Annotated in this window: 17 protein-coding genes; 3 read left to right on the top strand and 14 right to left on the bottom strand. The window is 74.4% G+C overall.

Annotated features, from left to right (window positions below; genetic code table 11):
* Positions 1-146 precede the first annotated feature (146 nt).
* From rpsO to rimP, 9 genes are all read right to left on the bottom strand, one after another.
* Positions 147-416 carry a 30S ribosomal protein S15 gene (gene rpsO, locus ACFQTY_RS07300; RefSeq protein ID WP_263732369.1) on the bottom strand — a complete coding sequence of 90 codons (270 nt, stop codon included), beginning with the start codon at positions 414-416 and terminating at the stop codon, positions 147-149.
* A gap of 165 nt (positions 417-581) precedes the next feature.
* Positions 582-1,622 (bottom strand): bifunctional riboflavin kinase/FAD synthetase, encoded by a 1,041-nt coding sequence (locus ACFQTY_RS07295; protein ID WP_378098873.1) that lies wholly within the window; start codon positions 1,620-1,622, stop codon positions 582-584.
* A 127-nt stretch (positions 1,623-1,749) separates the two neighbouring features.
* Positions 1,750-2,703, bottom strand: coding sequence for a tRNA pseudouridine(55) synthase TruB (gene truB / locus ACFQTY_RS07290; RefSeq protein ID WP_378098871.1), 954 nt, complete (start codon positions 2,701-2,703; stop codon positions 1,750-1,752).
* Positions 2,700-4,007 (bottom strand): DUF4921 family protein, encoded by a 1,308-nt coding sequence (locus tag ACFQTY_RS07285; protein WP_378098869.1) that lies wholly within the window; start codon positions 4,005-4,007, stop codon positions 2,700-2,702. Before ACFQTY_RS07285 ends, truB begins: the two co-directional genes overlap by 4 nt.
* Before the next feature lie 5 nt (positions 4,008-4,012).
* Positions 4,013-4,540 (bottom strand): 30S ribosome-binding factor RbfA, encoded by a 528-nt coding sequence (gene rbfA / locus ACFQTY_RS07280; protein WP_378098867.1) that lies wholly within the window; start codon positions 4,538-4,540, stop codon positions 4,013-4,015.
* 140 nt (positions 4,541-4,680) lie between these two features.
* On the bottom strand, positions 4,681-7,509 hold the full coding sequence (gene infB / locus ACFQTY_RS07275; RefSeq protein ID WP_378098865.1) for a translation initiation factor IF-2: 2,829 nt from the start codon (positions 7,507-7,509) through the stop codon (positions 4,681-4,683).
* Between the two features lie 133 nt (positions 7,510-7,642).
* Positions 7,643-7,876, bottom strand: a complete 234-nt coding sequence (locus ACFQTY_RS07270; RefSeq protein WP_378098863.1) for a YlxR family protein — start codon at positions 7,874-7,876, stop codon at positions 7,643-7,645.
* Positions 7,877-8,054: 178 nt separating this feature from the next.
* Positions 8,055-9,116, bottom strand: coding sequence for a transcription termination factor NusA (nusA, locus tag ACFQTY_RS07265; RefSeq protein ID WP_291758684.1), 1,062 nt, complete (start codon positions 9,114-9,116; stop codon positions 8,055-8,057).
* A 1-nt stretch (position 9,117) separates the two neighbouring features.
* Positions 9,118-9,708, bottom strand: a complete 591-nt coding sequence (gene rimP / locus ACFQTY_RS07260) for a ribosome maturation factor RimP (RefSeq protein WP_378098860.1) — start codon at positions 9,706-9,708, stop codon at positions 9,118-9,120.
* A 133-nt stretch (positions 9,709-9,841) separates the two neighbouring features.
* On the opposite strand from rimP, the gene ACFQTY_RS07255 reads away from it, so the two are divergent.
* Positions 9,842-10,930, top strand: a complete 1,089-nt coding sequence (locus tag ACFQTY_RS07255) for a DUF4439 domain-containing protein (RefSeq protein ID WP_378098858.1) — start codon at positions 9,842-9,844, stop codon at positions 10,928-10,930.
* A 74-nt stretch (positions 10,931-11,004) separates the two neighbouring features.
* On the opposite strand, the gene ACFQTY_RS07250 is transcribed toward ACFQTY_RS07255, so the two are convergent.
* Positions 11,005-12,798: a proline--tRNA ligase gene (locus ACFQTY_RS07250; RefSeq protein WP_378098856.1), complete on the bottom strand. Its 1,794-nt coding sequence runs from the start codon at positions 12,796-12,798 to the stop codon at positions 11,005-11,007.
* 109 nt (positions 12,799-12,907) lie between these two features.
* Between ACFQTY_RS07250 and ACFQTY_RS07245 the strand changes: the two genes are divergently transcribed.
* Positions 12,908-13,798 (top strand): Fpg/Nei family DNA glycosylase, encoded by an 891-nt coding sequence (locus tag ACFQTY_RS07245; RefSeq protein WP_378098854.1) that lies wholly within the window; start codon positions 12,908-12,910, stop codon positions 13,796-13,798.
* Positions 13,799-13,865: 67 nt separating this feature from the next.
* Here the strand turns inward: ACFQTY_RS07245 and ACFQTY_RS07240 are convergent, their stop codons facing one another.
* The 3 genes from ACFQTY_RS07240 to ACFQTY_RS07230 form a co-directional block, all read right to left on the bottom strand.
* Positions 13,866-14,750: a GNAT family N-acetyltransferase gene (locus tag ACFQTY_RS07240; RefSeq protein ID WP_378098852.1), complete on the bottom strand. Its 885-nt coding sequence runs from the start codon at positions 14,748-14,750 to the stop codon at positions 13,866-13,868.
* Between the two features lie 74 nt (positions 14,751-14,824).
* Positions 14,825-15,961, bottom strand: a complete 1,137-nt coding sequence (gene ispG / locus ACFQTY_RS07235; protein WP_378099129.1) for a flavodoxin-dependent (E)-4-hydroxy-3-methylbut-2-enyl-diphosphate synthase — start codon at positions 15,959-15,961, stop codon at positions 14,825-14,827.
* A 40-nt stretch (positions 15,962-16,001) separates the two neighbouring features.
* Complete coding sequence (locus ACFQTY_RS07230) at positions 16,002-17,318, bottom strand: M50 family metallopeptidase (protein ID WP_378098850.1); 1,317 nt, start codon at positions 17,316-17,318, stop codon at positions 16,002-16,004.
* 209 nt (positions 17,319-17,527) lie between these two features.
* Between ACFQTY_RS07230 and ACFQTY_RS07225 the strand changes: the two genes are divergently transcribed.
* A complete protein-coding gene (locus ACFQTY_RS07225) occupies positions 17,528-18,874 on the top strand; it encodes an NAD(P)/FAD-dependent oxidoreductase (RefSeq protein WP_378098848.1) in 1,347 nt (448 codons plus the stop codon).
* Positions 18,875-18,910: 36 nt separating this feature from the next.
* On the opposite strand, the gene dxr is transcribed toward ACFQTY_RS07225, so the two are convergent.
* The gene (dxr, locus tag ACFQTY_RS07220; RefSeq protein ID WP_378098846.1) at positions 18,911-20,083 is read right to left on the bottom strand and encodes a 1-deoxy-D-xylulose-5-phosphate reductoisomerase; all 1,173 of its coding nucleotides are present in this window, start codon (positions 20,081-20,083) and stop codon (positions 18,911-18,913) included.
* Positions 20,084-20,097 lie beyond the last annotated feature (14 nt).

The following is a 20,097-nucleotide window of genomic DNA, read 5'->3' as shown; positions in this document are numbered from 1 at the left end:
GCGGCGGTCCGGGGGCCACTACCGAGGACCGGACGTGGGACCGGCGCGGCGGTGTGGTGTGACGTGGTGCGTGCGTCAGGGACGCGTACCGGCCCCGACGCGGGACCAGCCCGGACCCTGTGCGGGGTCCGGGCTGGTCCGGTGGGTCAACGGCGCAGGCCGAGCCGCTCGATCAGGCTGCGGTAGCGCTCGATGTCGATCTTCTGCAGGTAGCCGAGCAGCCGACGACGGCGCCCGACGAGGAGCAGCAGACCACGACGGGAGTGGTGGTCGTGCTTGTGCTCCTTGAGGTGCTCGGTCAGGTCCTTGATGCGCTGCGTGAGCACCGCGATCTGGACCTCCGGCGAACCGGTGTCACCCTCGTGGGTCGCGTACTCGGTCATGATCGACTGCTTGGTGGCAGTGTCGAGGGCCAACGGTTCTCCTGGTGTCTCGTTGCGCGGCGCTCCGGGGCTTGTCCACCCGGGCTCTGTGGGTCCGCGGCCGTTCTGACGGCGCGTGAAGTCTACCAGCACGTCTGCCGCCGGCCGGTTGGTCCACCTCGGGCCCGCCCGTCAGCCGCCGGGGCCAGCTGCCGCCGGTCAGCTGCCGGGGAGAACACGTACGCCGGGGTCGGCGGCGCCGGCGAGCACCTCGCGCACCCGCGCCACGTCCTGCCCCATGCGCTCCAGGAGCTCGTCGACCGACGCGAACCGCAACGTCGGGCGGAGGCGTTCCACCAGCTCCACGGCCACCTCCTCGCCGTACAGGTCGAGGTCCGTGCGGTCCAGGACGTAGGCCTCGACGCGGCGGACCACGCCGTCGAACGTCGGGTTGGTCCCGATCGACACGGCGGCAGGCAGCACGCGGTCCGGGTCGTCGGGCGACACGGGCGTGCCGTCGGCGTGGGCCAACCGGCGCAGCCAGCCGGCGTACACGCCGTCGGCCGGCACCATGCCGGTCGCGTCCGACGCCAGGTTGGCCGTGGGGAAGCCCAGCTCCCGGCCGCGGGCGTCGCCGTGCACCACGAGCCCTCGGATGCGGTGCGGCCGCCCGAGCACGCGCGCCGCCTGCCGCACGTCGCCGTCGGCGAGCAGCTCCCGCACCCAGGTGGACGACCACCGTCGGCGCAACGGGTCCGCGCTGTGGCCGTCGCCCACGCTGGGGTCCGCCGTGACGTCCTCCACGACCTCGACGTCGAACCCGTAGCCCTGGCCCAGCCGCGTCATCGCCGCCAGGTCCCCGCCGTTGTCCCGGCCGAAGCGCACGTCACGCCCGACGACGACGGTCCTGGCGTGCAGCCCCTCCACCAGGTAGCGCCGGACGAACTCCTCGGGCGACTGCCGGGCGAACTCCAGCGTGTACGTGATGAGCAGCACGGCGTCGAGACCCGTCTCCCCCAGCAGCTCCAACCGGTCGGCGTCGCCCGTCAGGCGGGGCGGCGCGGTCTGCGGCCGGTGCACCTGCGCGGGGTGCGGCGTGAACGTGACGGCGACCGAGCGCAGGCCCGCGGCGTGCGCGTCCGACGCCAGACGCTGCAGCACACCCGTGTGCCCACGGTGGACACCGTCGAAGTTGCCGATGGTGACCACGCTCGGGCCGAAGTCCGCCGGCACCTCGCCCAGCTCCGTCCAGACCTGCACGCACGCTCCCGCTCGGGTCGTCCTCCGTGGTGGGCGTCCTCGACGCCGGTGCCCAAGCCTGCCACCTGCGCCGGTGTCCGCCGTATCCGTTGACCCCTGCGCCGGTGCAGGTCCTCGTCCCAGCGCCTCAGGCGGGGGCGAAGACCAGGAGGGGCACCGCCCGGCCACCCCGGTTCTCCAGGAGCGCCACCAGCTCTCCGCTCGGGGAGAACGCCGCCACCGGTCCGCCCGCAGCAGCGACGGCGTCCAGGCGCTGGCCGTAGGACAGCGCCCGGGTCTCGGCCTCGCTGAGCTCCCGGGGGGCGAACATCGCCCGGGCTGCGTCCGCCAGGGGCAGCACGGCGATCGGGCGGTCCGTCGGCGCGGCCTCGAGGACGTCGAGCGGGGTCGCTGCCTCGATGCCGTAGGCACCGACACGGGTCCTGCGCAGCGCGGTCAGGTGGCCCCCGGCACCCAGCGCGGCGCCCAGGTCGCGCGCCAGCGCTCGGACGTAGGTGCCTGACGAGCAGGTGACGGAGACGTCCAGGTCGACGACCGGGGTGCCGTCCGACGCCGACGCCCTGCGCACGTCGAGCACGTCGAACCGGGACACGACCACGTCGCGGGCGGCGAGCTCGACCTCTTCACCGGCCCGGACCCGCGCGTAGGCACGCTTCCCGTCGACCTTGATCGCGCTGACCGCGCTGGGTACCTGGCTGATCGGCCCGGTCAGCGCCGACACGGCGCGCCGAAGCCGCTCCTCGTCGAGCTCGGCAGCGCCCGCCGCGGCGACCAGCTCGCCCTCGGCATCGTCCGTGGTGGTGCTCTGGCCGAGGCGGATGGTGGCGTCGTAGTCCTTGTCGGAGCCGACCAGGTACGTCAGCAGCCGGGTGCCGCGCCCGATGCCGAGCACGAGGACGCCCGTGGCCATCGGGTCGAGGGTCCCCGCGTGGCCGACCTTGCGGGTCGCCGCAAGGCGTCGCACCCGGGCCACCACGTCGTGGCTGGTCACCCCGGCCGGCTTGTCGACCACCAGCAGGCCGTCGGCGGCAGTGGGCCGGTGGTCCTGCGCCCGGGCCGGGCGGTCGGGCCGCGCGCTCATCGGACGCCTGCGTAGCGCAGCCGGACGGGGTGGCCCGACGTCTCCTCGCCGATGCGCATCGGTGCGATCGCACCGGCGTCCCGCAGCCGACGCAGGCCGACGACCGCGCGGTCGCGCAGCGTGAAGGGGTCGATCGTGTTGACGTTCACCTTGGTGCCCCCCTCGAACCCCGCGAGCGTCGAGACGCGCCACTTCAGCACGATGCGCCACGGCATCGGCTCGGCCACGTCCGGCGGCCGGTGGTGCCACTCCTCGTTGCTGGGCGTGTGCACCCCGGACACGGCGTGCAGCGCGTGCACCAGGTCGGACACGGCGCGCACCTCCGCGTCGTCGTGCTCCCAGGGCAGCTGGTGCTCGCCGGTCGCGTACACCTCGAACGCCGGGTAGCGGTGGCCGACCCCGGCGATCGCGACCGCGTGCTCGTTCGCCGCGACCACGAGCCCGTGCCGCAGCGCGACGTCGAGCACCGCGTGGTTGTACAGGTCCGGCTCGTCGCGCAGCCGCTCACGCTCGCGCTCCACCTGGGGCCCGTGCTCGTCGATGGCCACCACCTGCTTGTGGAGGTGGTCGAACGACGCCCCCGCCGGCCGCAGCCAGTTCTGGAAGGCGGCGACGTACAGGGCGTCGGGCCGCGAGCCGTACAGGTCCTGCACCGTCCGCACCGTCATCGCCATGAACCGGTGGTGCTCGTCCGGCGTCAGCGTGCCCGACCCGGCCAGCTCGTCGTCGAACCGGGCGCCGTCGACCAGGTGACGGCGGGCCACCACCACGTCGTGCGAGCCGGCGAACAGGTCGACCGCACCGGCGAGCGGGTCGTCGGAGCCGCCGGCGGGAGCAGCACCGGCCGCCGCGCGGGCCCGGAGCACCGACACGACGTGCGCCCGGCCGGCGGGGTCGGCCACGTACCGCGCCGCACGGTCCGCCACGTCGGCCGGAACCACGTAGCCGTGGTTGGCCCGCCAGTAGTCGACGGAGAGGATCTCGTAGAGGTTCGGGATGCGGCGGACCTCGGCGACGGTCTCACCCAGAGCGGCGGCCGCGACGTGCTCGATCAGGCGCGGCTCCGGGTCGCAGACCAGGCGGGCCTTCTCCGGCGGTGTCTCGGTGTACCGGTCCGGGCAGAAGGCGCAGAGCGCGCCGGCGCGCGCCGGGTCGACCGGCGACCGTCGTGCGGGCACGTCCGGCAGCGGGCGGTTGGCCCGGCCGGGCAGCGTCCAGACGGTGGTGCCCGTCAGGGGCGAGACCTGCTTGACGGTTCCGTCCGGCAGCCGGCGCAGCGGTTCGGTGTCCGCCTGGGTGGTCACGGCCGTCAGGCGGTGGGCCCGGCGGCGGGCTCGGCCGTCGACGGCGCGGAGCCGTCCGCGCCGGCGTCCGCGTCCGGCTCGCCGTCCTCGCGGAGGTCGTCGTCCGTGGCGTCCTCTGCCGGACGTCGGTACGGGTCCGAGTCCCCGGCGTACGACGCACGGGCAGCCAGGGCTGCGACCTCGGCGTCGCGGCGCGCCGCCTCGGACAGCGCTGCCTCGAGGTGGGCGGCCGTCTCGGGCACGGCGTCGAGGTGGAACGCGATCGTCGGCGTCAGGCGCAGGCCCGTCGCCTTGCCGACCTCGGACCGGATCAGCCCCTTGGCGCTCTCGAGAGCGGCGGCGGAAGCGGTCCGCGCCTCGTCGTCCCCGAGCACGGTGTAGAAGATGTCCGCGTGCTGGAGGTCGCCCGTGACGCGCACGTCCGTCACCGTGACGTAGCCGAGCCTGGGGTCCTTCACGCGCGTGTCCAGCATCTGCGCGACGACCTGCTGGATGCGGTCCGCGATCTTGCGGGCGCGGGGGCGGTCCGCCATGGCCCTTCCTCCTTCGTGGTGCCGGCTCACGCCGGGATGTCGGTGCGACGACGCTCGGTGCTCATCACTGCCCACGTGGGCGAGACCCGCACGGGACCGGGCGGGTCACCCGCGAAAGGTGACCCGCCCGGTGCGCGCCGTCAGGAGCGCGGCTTCTCGCGCATCTCGAACGTCTCGATGACGTCCTCCACCTGCAGGTCGTTGAACGACCCGAGGCCGATGCCGCACTCGTAGCCCTCGCGGACCTCGGTGGCGTCGTCCTTGAACCGCTTGAGCGACTCGATGGTGAGGTTGTCGCCGATGACGCGCCCGTGCCGGAGCACGCGCGCCTTGGAGTTGCGGCGGATCTCGCCGGAACGGACCAGCGAACCGGCGATGTTGCCGAACTTGGAGGAGCGGAAGACCTCGCGCACCTCGGCCGTGCCGAGCTGCACCTCCTCGTACTCCGGCTTGAGCATGCCCTTGAGGGCCGCCTCGACGTCGTCGATCGCCTGGTAGATGACCGAGTAGAAGCGCACGTCGACGCCCTCGCGGTCGGCCAGGTCCTCCACGCGCTCTGCGAACTTCACGTTGAAGCCGATGATGATCGCGTTGTCGACCGTGGCCAGGTTGACGTCGTTCTGCGTGATGGCACCCACACCGCGGTGGATGACCCGCAGGTCGACCTCCTCGCCCACGTCGATCTTGAGCAGCGCGTCCTCCAGCGCCTCGACGGCACCGGACACGTCGCCCTTGATGACGAGGTTGAGGGTCTCGACCTTGCCCTGGGCCAGCGCCTGGGTGAAGTCCTCGAGGCTGATGCGCTTGCGGCGCTTGGCCAGGAGGGCGGCACGCTCGGCGGCCTCGCGCTTCTCGGCGATCTGCCGCGCGGTCCGCTCGTCGGGCGCCACCAGGAAGGTGTCACCCGCGCTCGGGACCGACGCCAGGCCGAGGACCATCACGGGACGGGCCGGACCCGCCTCGGTGACGTTCTCGCCGTGCTCGTCGAACATCGCACGCACGCGGCCGTGGGCCGTGCCGGCGACGATCGCGTCCCCGACGTGCAGCGTGCCCGACTGGACCAGCACCGTCGCGACGGCACCGCGACCGCGGTCGAGGTTGGCCTCGATCGCCACGCCGCGCGCGTCCTTGTCCGGGTTGGCCCGCAGGTCGAGGGCGGCGTCCGCGGTGAGCAGCACCGCCTCGAGCAGCTGGTCGATCCCGGTGCGCTGCTTGGCGGAGACGTCGACGAACATGGTGTCGCCGCCGTACTCCTCCGCGACCAGGTTGTACTCGGTCAGCTGCTGACGGATCTTGGCGGGGTTGGCCCCCTCCTTGTCCACCTTGTTCACCGCGACGACGATCGGCACGCCGGCCGCCTGGGCGTGGTTCAGCGCCTCGATCGTCTGGGGCATCACGCCGTCGTCCGCCGCCACCACGAGGATCGCGATGTCGGTGACCTGGGCACCACGGGCACGCATGGCGGTGAACGCCTCGTGGCCCGGGGTGTCGATGAACGTGATCGCCCGGTCCACACCCTCGTGCTCGGTGCGCACCTGGTAGGCGCCGATGTGCTGGGTGATGCCGCCGGCCTCGCCCGCCACCACGTCGGTGGAGCGGATCGCGTCCAGCAGCTTCGTCTTGCCGTGGTCGACGTGGCCCATGACGGTGACCACGGGCGGCCGGGCCTGCAGGTCCTCGTCGGACTCACCGGCCTCCTCCGCCTCGAGGTCGATGTCGAAGGACCCGAGCAGCTCGCGGTCCTCCTCCTCCGCCGAGACCATCTCGACGACGTAGCCCAGCTCGGCGCCGAGCGCGTTGAAGGTGTCCTCGTCCAGCGACTGGGTGGCCGTGGCCATCTCACCGAGGTGGAAGAGCACCGTCACGAGCGAGGCCGGGTTGGCGTCGATCTTGTCGGCGAAGTCGTTCAGCGACGAGCCGTGACGCAGGCGCACGACGGTCGAGCCGTTGCCGCGCGGGACGGACACGCCGCCCAGCGACGGCGCCTGCATCTGCTCGAACTCCTGGCGCTTCGCGCGCTTCGACTTCCGCCCACGGACGGGACGACCGCCGGCACGCCCGAAGGCGCCCTGCGTCGAACCACGGCCGGCGCCACCGCTGCGGCCGCCACCGCCCGGACGTCCGGCGAAACCGCCGCCACCGGCGCCCGGAGCGCCACCCGGGGCACCCGGACGGCCGCCCGGACCGCCGCGACCAGCGCCACGGCCCGCGGGGGCCGGACGCTCACCGGGACGGCCGACACCGCTGGAGGTGCGGCCGGGCATCATGCCCGGGTTCGGACGCGGGCCGCCGGGACGGGGTCCCGCGGGGCGCGGACCGCCCGGACGGTCGCCCGCGGCGGCCGCGGGAGCACCCTCGGTGCGGCGCTCGCCCGGACGCGGCATGCCCTGGGAGGGCGCGAACGGGTTGTTCCCCGGACGCGGACCACCCGGGCGCGGGGCGCCGGAGCGGTCACCCTGCCGCGGCATCCCCTGCGAGGGCGCGAACGGGTTGTTGCCGGGACGGGCCTGCGGCCGCGGACCAGGTGCGGCACCGGGACGGGCCGGTGCGCTGGGTCGGGCGGAGGGCGCAGCCGGTGCCGGCGCGGAGGCCGCGGGACGCGCTGCGGGGCGGGGGCCGGGAGCGGCGGCTGCCGGGCGTGCGGGAGCCGGGGCTGCCGGGCGCGCCGCCGGCGCGGGAGCTGCAGCGGCAGCCGGTGCGACGGGTGCGGCGCTGACGGGCGCAGCGGGTGCCGACGCGGCCGGTGCCGGCGCGGCGGGTGCGGCAGGACGGGCGGCCGGACGGGCCGGAGCCGCGGGCGCGGCGCTGGTCGCCGCGGGGTACGTGTCGCGCAGCTTGCGCACGACGGGGGGCTCGATGGTCGAGGAGGGGGACCTGACGAACTCCCCCAGCTCGTTGAGCTTGGTCATGATGGTCTTGCTGTCGACCCCGAGCTCCTTGGCGAGCTCGTAGACGCGGACCTTGGGCACATCTCTCCTGTCTCGGTCCGCCCCGGACAGGTCGGACCGTCGTTAGTGCTGGGCACTCATAGCTGGGCACTCATCGGTGCGCGCTCATCGGGCAGCCATCGGCTTCCTGACCCGCTTTCCTCATCGACGGTGGCTACCCCTCCGGGACCGGCCCGGTGGGGTCCTGCTCCGACGCCTCGAGATGACGGCGGACGACGGTGACGTCCAGCAGACCCGGCACTCGCAGGGCCCGCCCGAACGCACGCCGACGTTCGGCGAGCTCGAGACAGTGCGGATCGGGGTGCAGCCACGCACCCCTTCCCGGCATCCGGCGGCCGGTGTCCACCACGAGGACCGACGTTCCGGTCCCTGTGGTGCTGGCGACCACCCTCAGCAGGGCGTACCGGGGGGCTGTCGCACGGCAGCCGACGCACGTCCGGAGCGGGCCAGAGCCCGCACCGGGGGACGAGGGAAGCCGGGCGCGCCGCCCAGGCGTGGCAAGTCTACCCCGGACCGCCTGCTCGGCGGCAGGTCGGGACCACACGCCGCCCGGAAGCGCGCTCTCGTCAGCGTTCGTCGGCCGCACCCGGTTGTCCCGCTGCCGCACCCGCGGCCGGTTCCGCGTCGGAGCGGATGTCGATGCGCCAGCCCGTCAGCTTCGCTGCGAGCCGCGCGTTCTGCCCCTCCTTGCCGATCGCCAGCGACAGCTGGTAGTCGGGCACGACGACCCGGGCAGCCCGGGCGACCGGGTCGACGACCGTGACCGAGAGGACCCGGGCCGGCGACAGGGCGTTGGCCACCATCTCCGCCGGGTCGTCCGAGTGGTCGACGATGTCGATCTTCTCGCCGTGCAGCTCCGCCATCACGGCGCGCACACGGCCGCCGAGCGGGCCGATGCACGCTCCCTTGGCGTTGACCCCCGGGACGGTGGCGCGGACCGCCATCTTGGTCCGGTGACCGGCCTCGCGGGCGATCGCCGTGATCTCCACGGTCCCGTCGGCCACCTCGGGCACCTCGAGGGCGAACAGCTTGCGGACCAGCCCCGGGTGCGTCCGGGACAGGGTCACCTGCGGACCGCGGTTGCCGCGAGCCACCTCGAGCACGTACCCGCGGATGCGCTCGCCGTGGACGTACTGCTCGGTGGGCACCTGCTCGTGCGCGGGCAGCACCGCCTCGGTGCCGCCGATGTCGACGAGCACCGTGCGGGGGTCACGACCCTGCTGGATGACGCCGCCGAGCACCTCCCCCTCCTTGCCGCGGAAGGTGCCGAGCACCGCGTCGTCCTCGGCGTCGCGCAGGCGCTGCACGATCACCTGCCTCGCCGTCGAGGTCGCGATCCTTCCGAAGCCGGCCGGGGTGTGGTCGAACTCGGGTCCCAGCTCCACGGGTGCCGGGACGGCCTCCTCCTCGCCCTCGACCGGCGGGGCGTCGGGTGCCGGCAGCGGCTCGCGCGCCCACACCGTCACGTGCCCGGTCTGGCGGTCGAGCTCCACCCGGGCCCGTGGGTACGCACCCGGCGTCCGGTGGTACGCGGAGAGCAGCGCCTGCTCGATCGCCTCGACCAGCACGTCCAGGCTGATGTCCCTCTCGCGCTCGATCAGTCGCAGCGCCTGCATGTCGATGTCCACGTCACGCCTCCCCTCGCTCGTCGTCCCGCGTACCGGTGCCTGCCACGTCCTCGCCGTCCGGTCCTGGCTCCTCGACCGGGCCGAGCCCCTTCAGGTCCACCTCGACCCTGCCGTCGACCACCCGGTGCAGCGGCACCTGCTGCGGCGGACCCTCGACGGGTCGCCGTCCCTTGCCGGGCGAGGTCACCGGCACGACCACCGCCACCGCGTCGTCCGCCGGCCCGTCGACCCGGTCGAGCCGGCCCACCACCTCCGACCCGTCGTCGAGCCGCAGGCGCACCGAGCGCCCGACCGCGCGCACGTAGTGGCGGCGCTGCGTCAGCGGGCGGGCCACGCCGGGGCTGGACACCTCCAGCGTGTACGGACCGGACGGCACGTCGGCCTCGTCGAGCGCCTCGGACACGGCCTGGTGCACCAGCGCGACGCGGTCCAGGTCGAGCTCCGCCGCGTCGTCCTCGGTCAGGTCGACGGTCACCCGGACCACGGTGCGCGGACCGGTGCCGACCACGGCGACGTCCTCCAGCACCAGGCCGGTCCGCTCGACGGCGGGTGCGACGAGCTGCCGCACCCGCTCCGGGGTCGCCGCCGCCATCTCCGCCTCCGCTCACCTGCACGTGCCCCCGAGGAGCTCGCCGAGGACCTGACCTCGCGACGTGCCGGACCAGCCTAACGAGTCCGCGCGTGCCGCCGGTCGCCGGTCGAGGGCCGTGGGAGGATCGCCCGCGATGAGCGCCCCAGTCCTCCGACGCAGCCACGCGGCCGTCGCCCTCGCCCTGAGCGTGGCGCTCGGCCTGGGACTCAGCGGCTGCGAGCTGCGGCTAGCGACCCCCGCCGCCACGGAACCTGCACGGTCGGCGGCCGAGCTGCTGCGTTCCCGAGCGGTGGACGACGCGCTGACGTTGGAGCAGACCGCGCACGCGGCGCGCGGCACGGCGGCCGGGACCGCCGCTGCGGTGGCCCCCGTGCTGGACGACGTCGTCGCGTTCAGCACGCGCCACGCAGCCGAGCTCGGAGGCGTGTACTCCTCGGGCCTGCACCCCAGCGGACCGGCCACCGCCACGCCGACGGCCACCGCACCGCCCAGCACCCCGGCGGATGTGCTGGCGGTGCTCGTCTCGTCGGCGGCCGACGCGCTGGGCACCGCCGAGTCCGTGCCGGACGGCGGGATGGCTCGGCTGCTCGCCGCGATCGGCACCTCTCGGGCCCAGCTCGCGAGCCGGCTGGCCACGGCACTGGGCGTGCCTGCGCCGGCCGTGACGCCGACGACAGGTGCCGCGACGCCGACGGCCGTCCCGACGCAGGGCACGTCGGGGGCTCCGAGCCCGTCGGCGACCACGTCCGGCTCCGCGTCCGGGCTCAGCCCGGCCGACCTCGACGCCCTGACGGTGGTCCACGACCAGGCCGGCTACGGCCTGGAGGTGGTCGCGGCGAAGCTCGAGGGCGCGGCGCGTGCCCGGGCGCTCGCGGCCGCGCGTGCGCACCGAGCGGCCGCGGAGGCCTGGGCCGTGCGCGCCGGGACCGCGGCCACCGCACGGGACCCGCGACGAGCGGCGTACACGCTGCCCACCGGTCTGCGTGACGCCGCGACCGCGACGGCCCTGGCCCGGACCTTGGAGGAAGCCGTCGCTCGCGCCGACGCCACCATGGTGGCCGCCGCGCCTGCCAGCCAGCGTGGTGCCCTGATCGGCGACCTCCGCACCGCCGCCGACGCGGTGGTCGCCTGGGGCGGCGCGCCCGACCCGCTTCCCGGGCTCGTGCTTCCGACGGCGTCTGCCGCACCCTCGGCCGCACCGTCCGCCACGCCCACCCGCTGACGGTCCCCGCGACGCGCCGTCGCGGGGACCCCGGTCGGCCGGCGAGGACCCCGGTCGGTCGGCGAGGGCCCCGGTCAGTCGGCGAGCAGCCCGTCCACGAGCTCGGCGACCACGTCGGCAGCCGTCGCCACCGGCACCTGCCGCGCCTCGCCCCCGACACGCGGGCGGACCTCCACCACGCCGTCGGCCAGGCCGCGTCCGACCACCACCACGAGCGGCACGCCGAGCAGCTCGGCGTCGGCGAACTTCACGCCGGGCGACACCTTCGGCCGGTCGTCGTACAGCACCTCGACACCACGGGCTGCCAGCGTCCCCGCCAGCGCCTCGGCCGCCTCGAACACCGCCTGGTCCTTGCCGGTCGCCACCACGTGCACGTGCGCCGGCGCCACCGCCGCCGGCCACGCGAGGCCGCGCTCGTCGTGGTTCGCCTCCGCGAGGGCCGCCAGCACGCGGCTGACGCCGATGCCGTACGACCCCATGGTGACCACCTGGGCCTTGCCGTTCTGGTCGAGCACCGTCAGGCCCAGCGCCTGGGCGTACTTGCGCCCGAGGGCGAAGATGTGGCCGATCTCGATGCCGCGCGCGAGCTCGAGGGGTCCGGAGCCGTCCGGCGCCGGGTCCCCGGCGCGCACCTCGGCGGCCTCGATCGCGCCGTCGGCGGTGAAGTCACGTCCTGCGACCAGGTCGAACACGTGCCGACCCGCCTCGTTGGCGCCGGTGATCCACCGGGTGCCCGGCACCACGCGCGGGTCGAGCAGGTAGCGGACCGCCGTGCGCTCGCCGTCCGGGCCGACGGGCGCGTTCGGCCCCATCACCGCGGGACCGATGTACCCGCGCACCAGCTCCGGGTGGGCGGCGAAGTCCGCGTCACCGGCCGCCTCCACCTCGGCGGGGGCGACCGACGCCTCGAGCCGCTTGGCGTCGACGTCCCGGTCGCCGGGAAGACCGACGACGAGCAGCTCGCGCTCCCCGCCGGGGTGCACCAGCGCGAACACGACGTTCTTCAGCGTGTCGGCAGCCGTCCACGCCCGGTCCGGCCGCGGGAACCGGTCGTTGGCCAGGGCGACCAACGAGTCGATCGTCGGGGTGTCGGGCGTGTCCTCGACGTGCGGTGCCGGTGCGTCGTCCCAGGGCACCGACGGCGGCACGACGGTGGTGACCGCCTCGACGTTGGCGGCGTAGCCGCCGGGCGACCGGACGAAGGTGTCCTCGCCGATCGCGGTCGGGGTGAGGAACTCCTCCGACCGCGAGCCACCCATCGCCCCGGAGGTCGCGGCGACGATGACGTGCTCGAGGCCGAGCCGGTCGAAGATGCGCACGTAGGCGTCGCGCTGCGCCTGGTACGAGGCTGCGAGGCCGTCGTCGTCGAGGTCGAAGGTGTACGCGTCCTTCATGATGAACTCGCGCCCCCGGATCAGACCCGCGCGGGGCCGGGCCTCGTCGCGGTACTTCGTCTGGATCTGGAACAGCGTGAGCGGCAGGTCCTTGTACGACGAGTACAGGTCCTTCACCAGGAGCGTGAACATCTCCTCGTGCGTCGGCGCGAGCAGGTAGTCGCCGCCCTTCCGGTCCTTGAGCCGGAAGATGTTCGGCCCGTACTCGGTCCACCGACCCGTCGCCTCGTAGGGCTCCTTGGGCAGCAGCGCCGGGAAGTGCACCTCCTGGGCGCCGGCGGCGACCATCTCCTCGCGCACCACGCCCTCGACCTTCGCCAGCACGCGCAGGCCGAGCGGGAGCCACGTGTAGATGCCCGGTGCGGCGCGCCGGATGTACCCGGCGCGGACCAGGAGCTTGTGGCTGGCGACCTCGGCATCGACCGGGTCCTCGCGAAGCGTGCGGACGAACAGGCTGGACAGGCGCAAGAGCATGGGCGCAAGGCTAGTTGCCCGGCACCGGCGGTCCGGCACGCACGTCCGGCGGGAGCGCGGCGCAGCCGTCGCAGGCGACGACGTCGGCGGCATGCGCCACGATGGGCGCGTGCCTGAGCTGCCGGAGGTCGAGGCGCTCGCCCAGTTCCTGCGCGGGCGGGCCGTGGGTCGCACCGTCACGGCGGTGGAGGTGGGTGCGATCAGCGCGCTGAAGACGTTCTCGCCGCCTCCCGACGCGTTGGTCGGCGCAGTCGTCGTCGACGTGCTGCGCCACGGCAAGTGGCTGGACCTCCTCGCCGCGACCCCGGCCGGTGAGCCGCTGCACCTGGTGTGGCACCTGTCCCGCGCGGGCTGGGTGCGCTGGTCGGAACAGCTGTCGACCACCCCGGTGCGACCAGGCCGGTCCCCCATCGCGCTCCGGCTCCGCCTGGACGACGGGTCCGGGTTCGACCTGACCGAGGCGGGCACGCGCAAACGGCTGGCGGTGCACGTGGTCGAGGACGTCGAGGAGATCCCGCAGATCGCCACGCTCGGCGTCGAACCGCTGTCCGACGAGTTCACCCCCGAACGGCTCGGCGAGCTGATGGCGGCCCGCAACCAGCAGATCAAGGGGCTGCTGCGCGACCAGGGCACCATCGCCGGCATCGGGAACGCGTACTCCGACGAGATCCTGCACGCCGCCCGCACCAGCCCGTTCGCCCCGACGAGGTCGTTCGACGCGGAACGCACCCGGGTGCTCTACGACGCCGTCCGGCGGGTCCTGACGGAGGCCGTGGTGGCCGCCGCCGGCAAACCGGCTGCCGAGCTCAAGGACTCCAAGCGCCGGTCGATGCGCGTGCACGGACGCACCGGGCTGCCGTGCCCCGGCTGGAACGGCGAGCCGTGCGGCGACACGGTGCACGAGGTGTCGTTCGCCGACTCGTCGCTGCAGTACTGCCCCACGTGCCAGACGGGCGGCAAGCCGCTCGCGGACCGCCGGCTCTCGCGGCTGCTGCGCTGACCCGCCGCGGCTCCGGCGAACCGTCGCGTCCCTGCCCGTAGCCGCCGGCCGGTGCCGGGGCCGGCGGCTAGAACAGCACGGTCGCGTACGTGCCGACCTGCCGGAAGCCGACCGCCCGGTACGCCGCGACCGCCCGCACGTTGTGCGCGTTCGCGTACAGCGACACCAGCGGCGCGATCTCGTCCCGCGTGCTCCGCACGACGGCTGCCATGCCGCCCTCGGACAGCCCCTCACCACGTCGGTCCGGCCGGACCCAGACCCCCTGGACCTGAGCCACGCCCCCCGCGACCGCCGCGACCTCCGCCTTGAACACCACGGAGCCGTCCTCGATCCGGACGAAGGAGCGTCGCTGGGTGATCAGCGACCGGACGCGTGCCTCGTAGAAACCTCCGGAGCCTGCGAGGGGCGAGTAACCGACCTCCTCGGTGAACATCGCGACGCACGCGGGCAGCACGGCGTCGAGCTCCTCCGGCCGTGACCGGCGCACCAGCGGGTCGGGTGCGAGCGGCGGGTCCGAGTCGATCACCATGGACGGCTGGTCGGGCCGCACGTCCCGGGCGGCGGGCCACAGGCCGTCCAGCCGACGCCACAGGTCCAGCACGTCGTCCCGGGGACCCACCAACGACGAGCACCGTCGCCCCCGGTACGCACCGAGCTTGGCGAACGCGTCGAGCGCCCGGTCCCGCACCGGCCCCGCCAAGCCTGGCAGGATCGGCACCAGGTTCGCCCCCACCCAGCAGGCCGCGACCAGCTCACCGGCCTCGGCGTACCCCCACAGCTCACCGCCCGCCGACCGGAGGCCGGAGGTGCGGGCGTGGTCCAGCCGGGTCGTCGCCAGCACGGTGCCCACCGGGTCGAGGGCGCACAGCCCCAGCGCGCCGGTGACGTCCTCGTCGGTGAGGACGGCAGCGCCGGTGCGACCGTCGAGCACGGCGGCCCGCAGGGCTGTCATGCGGTGATTGTGCCGTACCGACGGGACGGGCGCGGCTCGGCCGGACCAGCCGGCGTGGCGGTGGGCCGCAGGACTCAGCCGACGCTGACGGTGGGGGTGCCGGAGCCCGTCTCGACCGGGTCCATCGTCTCGGCCAGGCGCATGGCCTCCTCGATGAGCGTCTCGACGATCTTCGACTCCGGGACCGTCTTGATCACCTCGCCGCGGACGAAGATCTGGCCCTTGCCGTTGCCGGACGCGACACCGAGGTCCGCCTCGCGCGCCTCACCGGGGCCGTTGACGACGCACCCCATCACCGCGACCCGCAGCGGGACCTCCATGCCCTCCAGCCCGGCGGTGACCCGCTCGGCGAGCGAGTACACGTCCACCTGGGCCCGTCCGCAGGACGGGCAGGAGACGATCTCCAGCTTGCGCGGCCGCAGGTTGAGCGACTGCAGGATCTGGATGCCGACCTTGACCTCCTCGACCGGCGGGGCGGACAGGGAGACGCGGATGGTGTCGCCGATCCCCTTGCTCAGCAGCGCGCCGAACGCGGTGGCGGACTTGATGGTGCCCTGGAAGGCCGGACCGGCCTCGGTCACCCCGAGGTGCAGGGGCCAGTCCCCCCGCTCGGACAGCAGCTCGTAGGCGCGCACCATCACGACGGGGTCGTGGTGCTTCACCGAGATCTTGAAGTCGTGGAAGTCGTGCTCCTCGAACAGCGACGCCTCCCAGACGGCCGACTCGACGAGCGCCTCCGGGGTGGCCGAGCCGTACTTCTGGAGCAGCCGCGGGTCCAGGGAGCCGGCGTTGACGCCGATGCGCAGCGAGACCCCGGCGTCCGTCGCGGCCTTGGCGATCTCGCGGATCTGGTCGTCGAACTTGCGGATGTTGCCGGGGTTGACCCGGACGGCGGCGCAGCCGGCGTCGATCGCGGCGAACACGTACTTCGGCTGGAAGTGGATGTCGGCGATCACCGGGATCTGCGACTTGTGCGCGATCGCGGGCAGCGCGTCGGCGTCGTCCTGGCTCGGGACGGCCACCCGGACGATGTCGCAGCCGGCCGCGGTCAGGGCGGCGATCTGCTGCAGGGTCGCGTTGATGTCGGTGGTCGGCGTCGTGGTCATCGACTGGACGCTGATCGGCGCGTCGCCACCGACCTCGACCTTGCCGACGCGGATCTTGCGGGTGGGTCGCCGCGGCGCGAGGACGGGCGCCGGAGACGCAGGCATGCCGAGGTTGATGGCGGGGCTCACTGCCTCATCATCCCACTCAGCCGAGCCGGACCGGGTTGACGAGGTCGGCCCACACCAGCACCAGCCCCATGCCGCCGAGCACGACGAACATCCCGTAGGCGAGCGGGACCAGGCGCGCCGAGTCGAACGGGCGAGGCCGGGCCAGCCCTCGCAGCCGCGCCACCTGCCGCTTCGCGCCCTCCCAGAGGGCGGAGGCGACGTGGCCGCCGTCGAGCGGCGGCAGCGGTATGAGGTTGAACACGAACAGGCTGATGTTCAGGGCGGCGAGCATCTCCAGCAGCCCGACGGCCCGCAGGCCCAGGTCGACGCCCGCGGCCTTGTCCGAGGCGATCTCCCCGGCCAGCCGGCCGACGCCGACGATGCCGACCACGCTGCTCGAGTCGCGGGGCTGGCCGTTCACCGTCTCGCTGACCACCTGGGCGGTGCGCTGCGGCAGGGCGACCACGATCTTCATCGTCTGCCAGGTCCGGTCGGCCACCTGGCCGGGCAGGCTCAGCACGGACATCCGCTGGGTGGCGGTGGTCGGGGTCGCGCCGAGGAAGCCGGCCTTCCGGGTCTTGGCCGTGCCGTCTGCGTTGGTCACCACGTTGCCGTTGGCGTCCAGCACCGGGCGGTCCGTGACGATCGGGGTGACCGTCAACGTGATCGGCGAGCCGGCGCGCTGCACCACCAAGGGCACCGTCTGGCCGCCGGAGGCCCTGATCAGCGCTGTCAGCTGCGTCCACGACGTGACCGCGGTGCCGTCGTAGGAGACGACGTGGTCGCCCGGCTTCAGACCGGCCGCGGCCGCGGGAGCCGCCGGATCGCCGGCCTGGCACGCCGTCGCCGTCGAGCTGGCGGGCAGCACGCACTGCGAGACCTCCGCCACGGTGGTGGTCGTGCCGGGGATGCCGATGCCGACGTAGGCGATGCCGAGCAGCACCACGGCGATCAGCAGGTTCATCACCGGGCCGCCCATCATCACCACGAGCTTCTTCGGCGTGGACAGGCGGTAGAACGCCCGGTTGTCCTCCCCCGGGTGGATCTCCTCGGCGCTGGCGGCGCGGGCGTCGGCCGCGAGCCGACCGGCCCACGTCCGCGGCTCCTTCGCCTCCACCGCGGCCGCGGTCGGGTACATGCCGACCAGCCGCACGTAGCCGCCGAGCGGGATCGCCTTGAGGCCGTACTCCGTCTCGCCGCGCGTGCGGGACCACAGCGTCGGGCCGAAGCCGACCATGTACTGGCTGACCCGCACACCGAACCGCTTGGCGGGGATCATGTGGCCCAGCTCGTGCAGGCCGATCGACGCCAGCAGGACGACGACGACGATGAGCACCGCCACCACATAGGCCATGAGCCGCGACCGACCTTCCGCCCGTTCCGGGCCGTCCCGTCCTGCGCCGGCAGCCGCCGGCCGCACCATTGTCCGCTGCCTGCCTGGGACCTGCCTCGAAACGGCCTGGGAAGGCGCCGGACGACGTCCGTCCGGCGCAGCGGTCCGCACACGGCCGACGGCACGGAGCCGGACAGGCCGGTCACCAGGGGCTGTGGAACGATCACGGCATGGCGTCCCCGCACCGCTCGCTGTGGTGGGACCAGCTGCTCACCGCCCGGCCGCAGGAGGCGGTGCCACGACCGCCGCTCGACGGCGACACGACGGCCGACGTCGCCGTCGTCGGTGCCGGCCTGACCGGTCTGTGGACCGCCTACTACCTCCAGGAGGCCGACCCCGGTCTCGACGTGCTCGTCCTCGACCAGGACGTCGCCGGAGCCGGGGCGAGCGGGAGCAGCAGCGGCTGGTGCTCGGCACGCCTCGGCGTCTCCGCCGCGGAGCTGGCCCGCCTGCACGGTGCCGAGGCCGCGCGCGACCTGCGCGCCGCGATGCGGGACGCGGTGGTCGAGGTCGGGGGCGTGGCCGCCGCGGAGCACCTCGCGTGCGACTTCACCTACGCCGGCACCGTCAGCGTCGCGCGCAACGGCGCGCAGCTCGCGCGGCTGCGGGCGCACGCCGCGGAGGCGGCCGCCTGGGGCGACGAGCTCGAGCTGCTGGGGCCCGACGAGGTCGCCACCCACCTGGTGGCCGCCGGCGTGCTGGGTGGGGCGTACACCCCGGACTGCGCCTTCCTCCAACCGGCCGCGCTGGTGCGCGAGCTGGCCGACCTGGTCGTGTCGCGGGGCGCGAGGCTGGTCGAGCAGACACGGGTGGTGCGGATCTCGCCGCGCGCCGTGGTGACGCTCCACGGCACCGTGCGCGCCCGGTGGGTGGTGCGCGCCGTCGAGGCCTGGTCGGCGCAGCTGCCCGGCTCCACCCGCGACGTCGCGCCGGTGCGCACGCAGCTGCTGGCCACCGAGCCGCTGGACCAGCAGGTCTGGGACCGGGTCGGTCTCCGACCGGGTGGGACCTTCGAGGACGTCGCGCACCTGGCGCTCCGCGGCGCCCGGACGACGGACGACCGCCTGGTGCTGGGTGGGCGGGCGGCAGGAGGCGCGGTCCGGGCGTTCGACGAGGTCCCCGGGGACCTGGACGCACCGTGGGAGCGGTTCGAGCGCGGCCTGCGGAGCCTGTTCCCCGCGGCCGACGGCGTCGCGGTGACGCACCGGTGGGGCGGCCCGGTCGGCGTCCCCCGCGACGGTCATCCGTCGGTAGGTCTCGACGCCGAGTCCGGACTCGGTTGGGCAGGGGGCTACGGGGACGACGGGGTCGCCGCCGCGAACCTCGCCGGCCGGACGCTGGCCGACCTGGTGACAGGGGCGGACTCGGCTCTGGTCCACCTGCCGTGGGTGGGGCACCGGTCCCCGCGATGGGCGCGCGGCGTTGTGCGCAGCGCCGAGGTGACGGCGGCCGGCTGGGCGGCTCGCCTCGCCGACGAGGCCGAGACGTTGAGGGAGCACCGCAGCGGCGGCCGCTGACCGGCTCGCACCCCCGTCAGGCGCAGGCCGTGCCGGTCAGCGCTCGTCGAGCAGCTGCCGGGCACGCACGCGGGCCCACCGCTCCGCCGCGAGCACTGTCGGCAGGTCGATGCCGTCCGCGGCCGTGCCTGCGTGCTCGTCGAGCACGCGGCGGACCGTCGCGACGATGTCGAGGAACCCGATGCGACCGGCCAGGAACGCGGCGACGGACTCCTCGTTCGCCGCGTTGTAGACGGCAGGGTGCGTCGCCGACGCCGCCAGGGCGGCACGGGCGAGGCGCACGGCGGGGAACGCGTCCTCGTCCAGGGGCTCGAAGGTCCAGGCCGTCGGGCCGGACCAGTCGCACGCGGGCACCACGCCGTCGAGCCGATCGGGCCAGGACAGGCCGAGCGCGATCGGCAGGCGCATGTCCGGCGGGGATGCCTGGGCGACGGTGGACCCGTCCACGAACTCGACCATCGAGTGCACGACCGACTGCGGGTGCACCACCACGGTGATGTCCTGCGGCGGCACGTCGAACAACAGGTGCGCCTCGATCAGTTCGAGGCCCTTGTTCACCATCGTCGCGGAGTTGATCGTCACCACCGGGCCCATCGACCACGTCGGGTGCCTCAGCGCCTGTGCCGCCGTGGCGGCCTTGCGCTCGTCGAGCGTGGTCCCCCGGAACGGGCCTCCCGAGGCCGTCAGCACCAGCCGGCGGACCTCGGCGTGCGTGCCGGACCGCAGCGCCTGGGCGATCGCCGAGTGCTCGGAGTCCACCGGGACCAGCTGGTCCTGCCGGCGCTGCGCCGCGCGGACCAGGGGCCCGCCCACCACCAGGGACTCCTTGTTGGCGAGCGCGAGCGTGCTGCCCGCGCCGAGCGCGGCCAGCGTCGGCCCCAGACCGACGGAGCCGGTGATGCCGTTGAGCACGACGTCGGCTCCCTCCGCGGCGACGCGCGCCGCGGCGTCCGCTCCGGTGAGCACGTGCGTCCCGGTCCCCTCGAGACGCTCGCGGACCGCCGCGCCGGCCGCCTCGTCGGCCACGGCCACCACCGGCACGTGATGGGCACGCACCTGCGCCACGAGCAGGTCGACGTTCCCGCCGCCCGCGGAGAGACCCACCACCTCGAACCGCTCGGGGAACCGGTCGACGACGTCCAGCGCCTGGGTGCCGATCGAGCCGGTGGAGCCCAGCAGCACCACCGAACGACGTGCGCTCCCCGTCACAGCGGCGTGCTCAC

The organism is Cellulomonas sp. T2.31MG-18 (assembly GCF_964266755.1).
Taxonomy (GTDB): Bacteria; Actinomycetota; Actinomycetes; order Actinomycetales; family Cellulomonadaceae; genus Cellulomonas.
The sequence above is the reverse complement of the archived record's forward strand: the minus strand, read 5'-3'. Positions and strand labels throughout refer to the sequence as shown.

Bases quoted from the DNA above. Each gene is read 5' to 3' on its own strand.
- rimP (WP_378098860.1), bottom strand. From the start codon at position 9,708: ATGGCGGCGGCGACCCCGGAGCGGGTGCGGCAGCTCGTCGCACCCGCC.
- ispG (WP_378099129.1), bottom strand. From the start codon at position 15,961: ATGCCTGCGTCTCCGGCGCCCGTCCTCGCGCCGCGGCGACCCACCCGC.
- ACFQTY_RS07250 (WP_378098856.1), bottom strand. From the start codon at position 12,798: ATGCTCTTGCGCCTGTCCAGCCTGTTCGTCCGCACGCTTCGCGAGGAC.
- ACFQTY_RS07255 (WP_378098858.1), top strand. From the start codon at position 9,842: ATGAGCGCCCCAGTCCTCCGACGCAGCCACGCGGCCGTCGCCCTCGCC.
- ACFQTY_RS07230 (WP_378098850.1), bottom strand. From the start codon at position 17,318: ATGGCCTATGTGGTGGCGGTGCTCATCGTCGTCGTCGTCCTGCTGGCG.
- ACFQTY_RS07240 (WP_378098852.1), bottom strand. From the start codon at position 14,750: ATGACAGCCCTGCGGGCCGCCGTGCTCGACGGTCGCACCGGCGCTGCC.
- rbfA (WP_378098867.1), bottom strand. From the start codon at position 4,540: ATGGCGGACCGCCCCCGCGCCCGCAAGATCGCGGACCGCATCCAGCAG.
- ACFQTY_RS07225 (WP_378098848.1), top strand. From the start codon at position 17,528: ATGGCGTCCCCGCACCGCTCGCTGTGGTGGGACCAGCTGCTCACCGCC.
- truB (WP_378098871.1), bottom strand. From the start codon at position 2,703: ATGAGCGCGCGGCCCGACCGCCCGGCCCGGGCGCAGGACCACCGGCCC.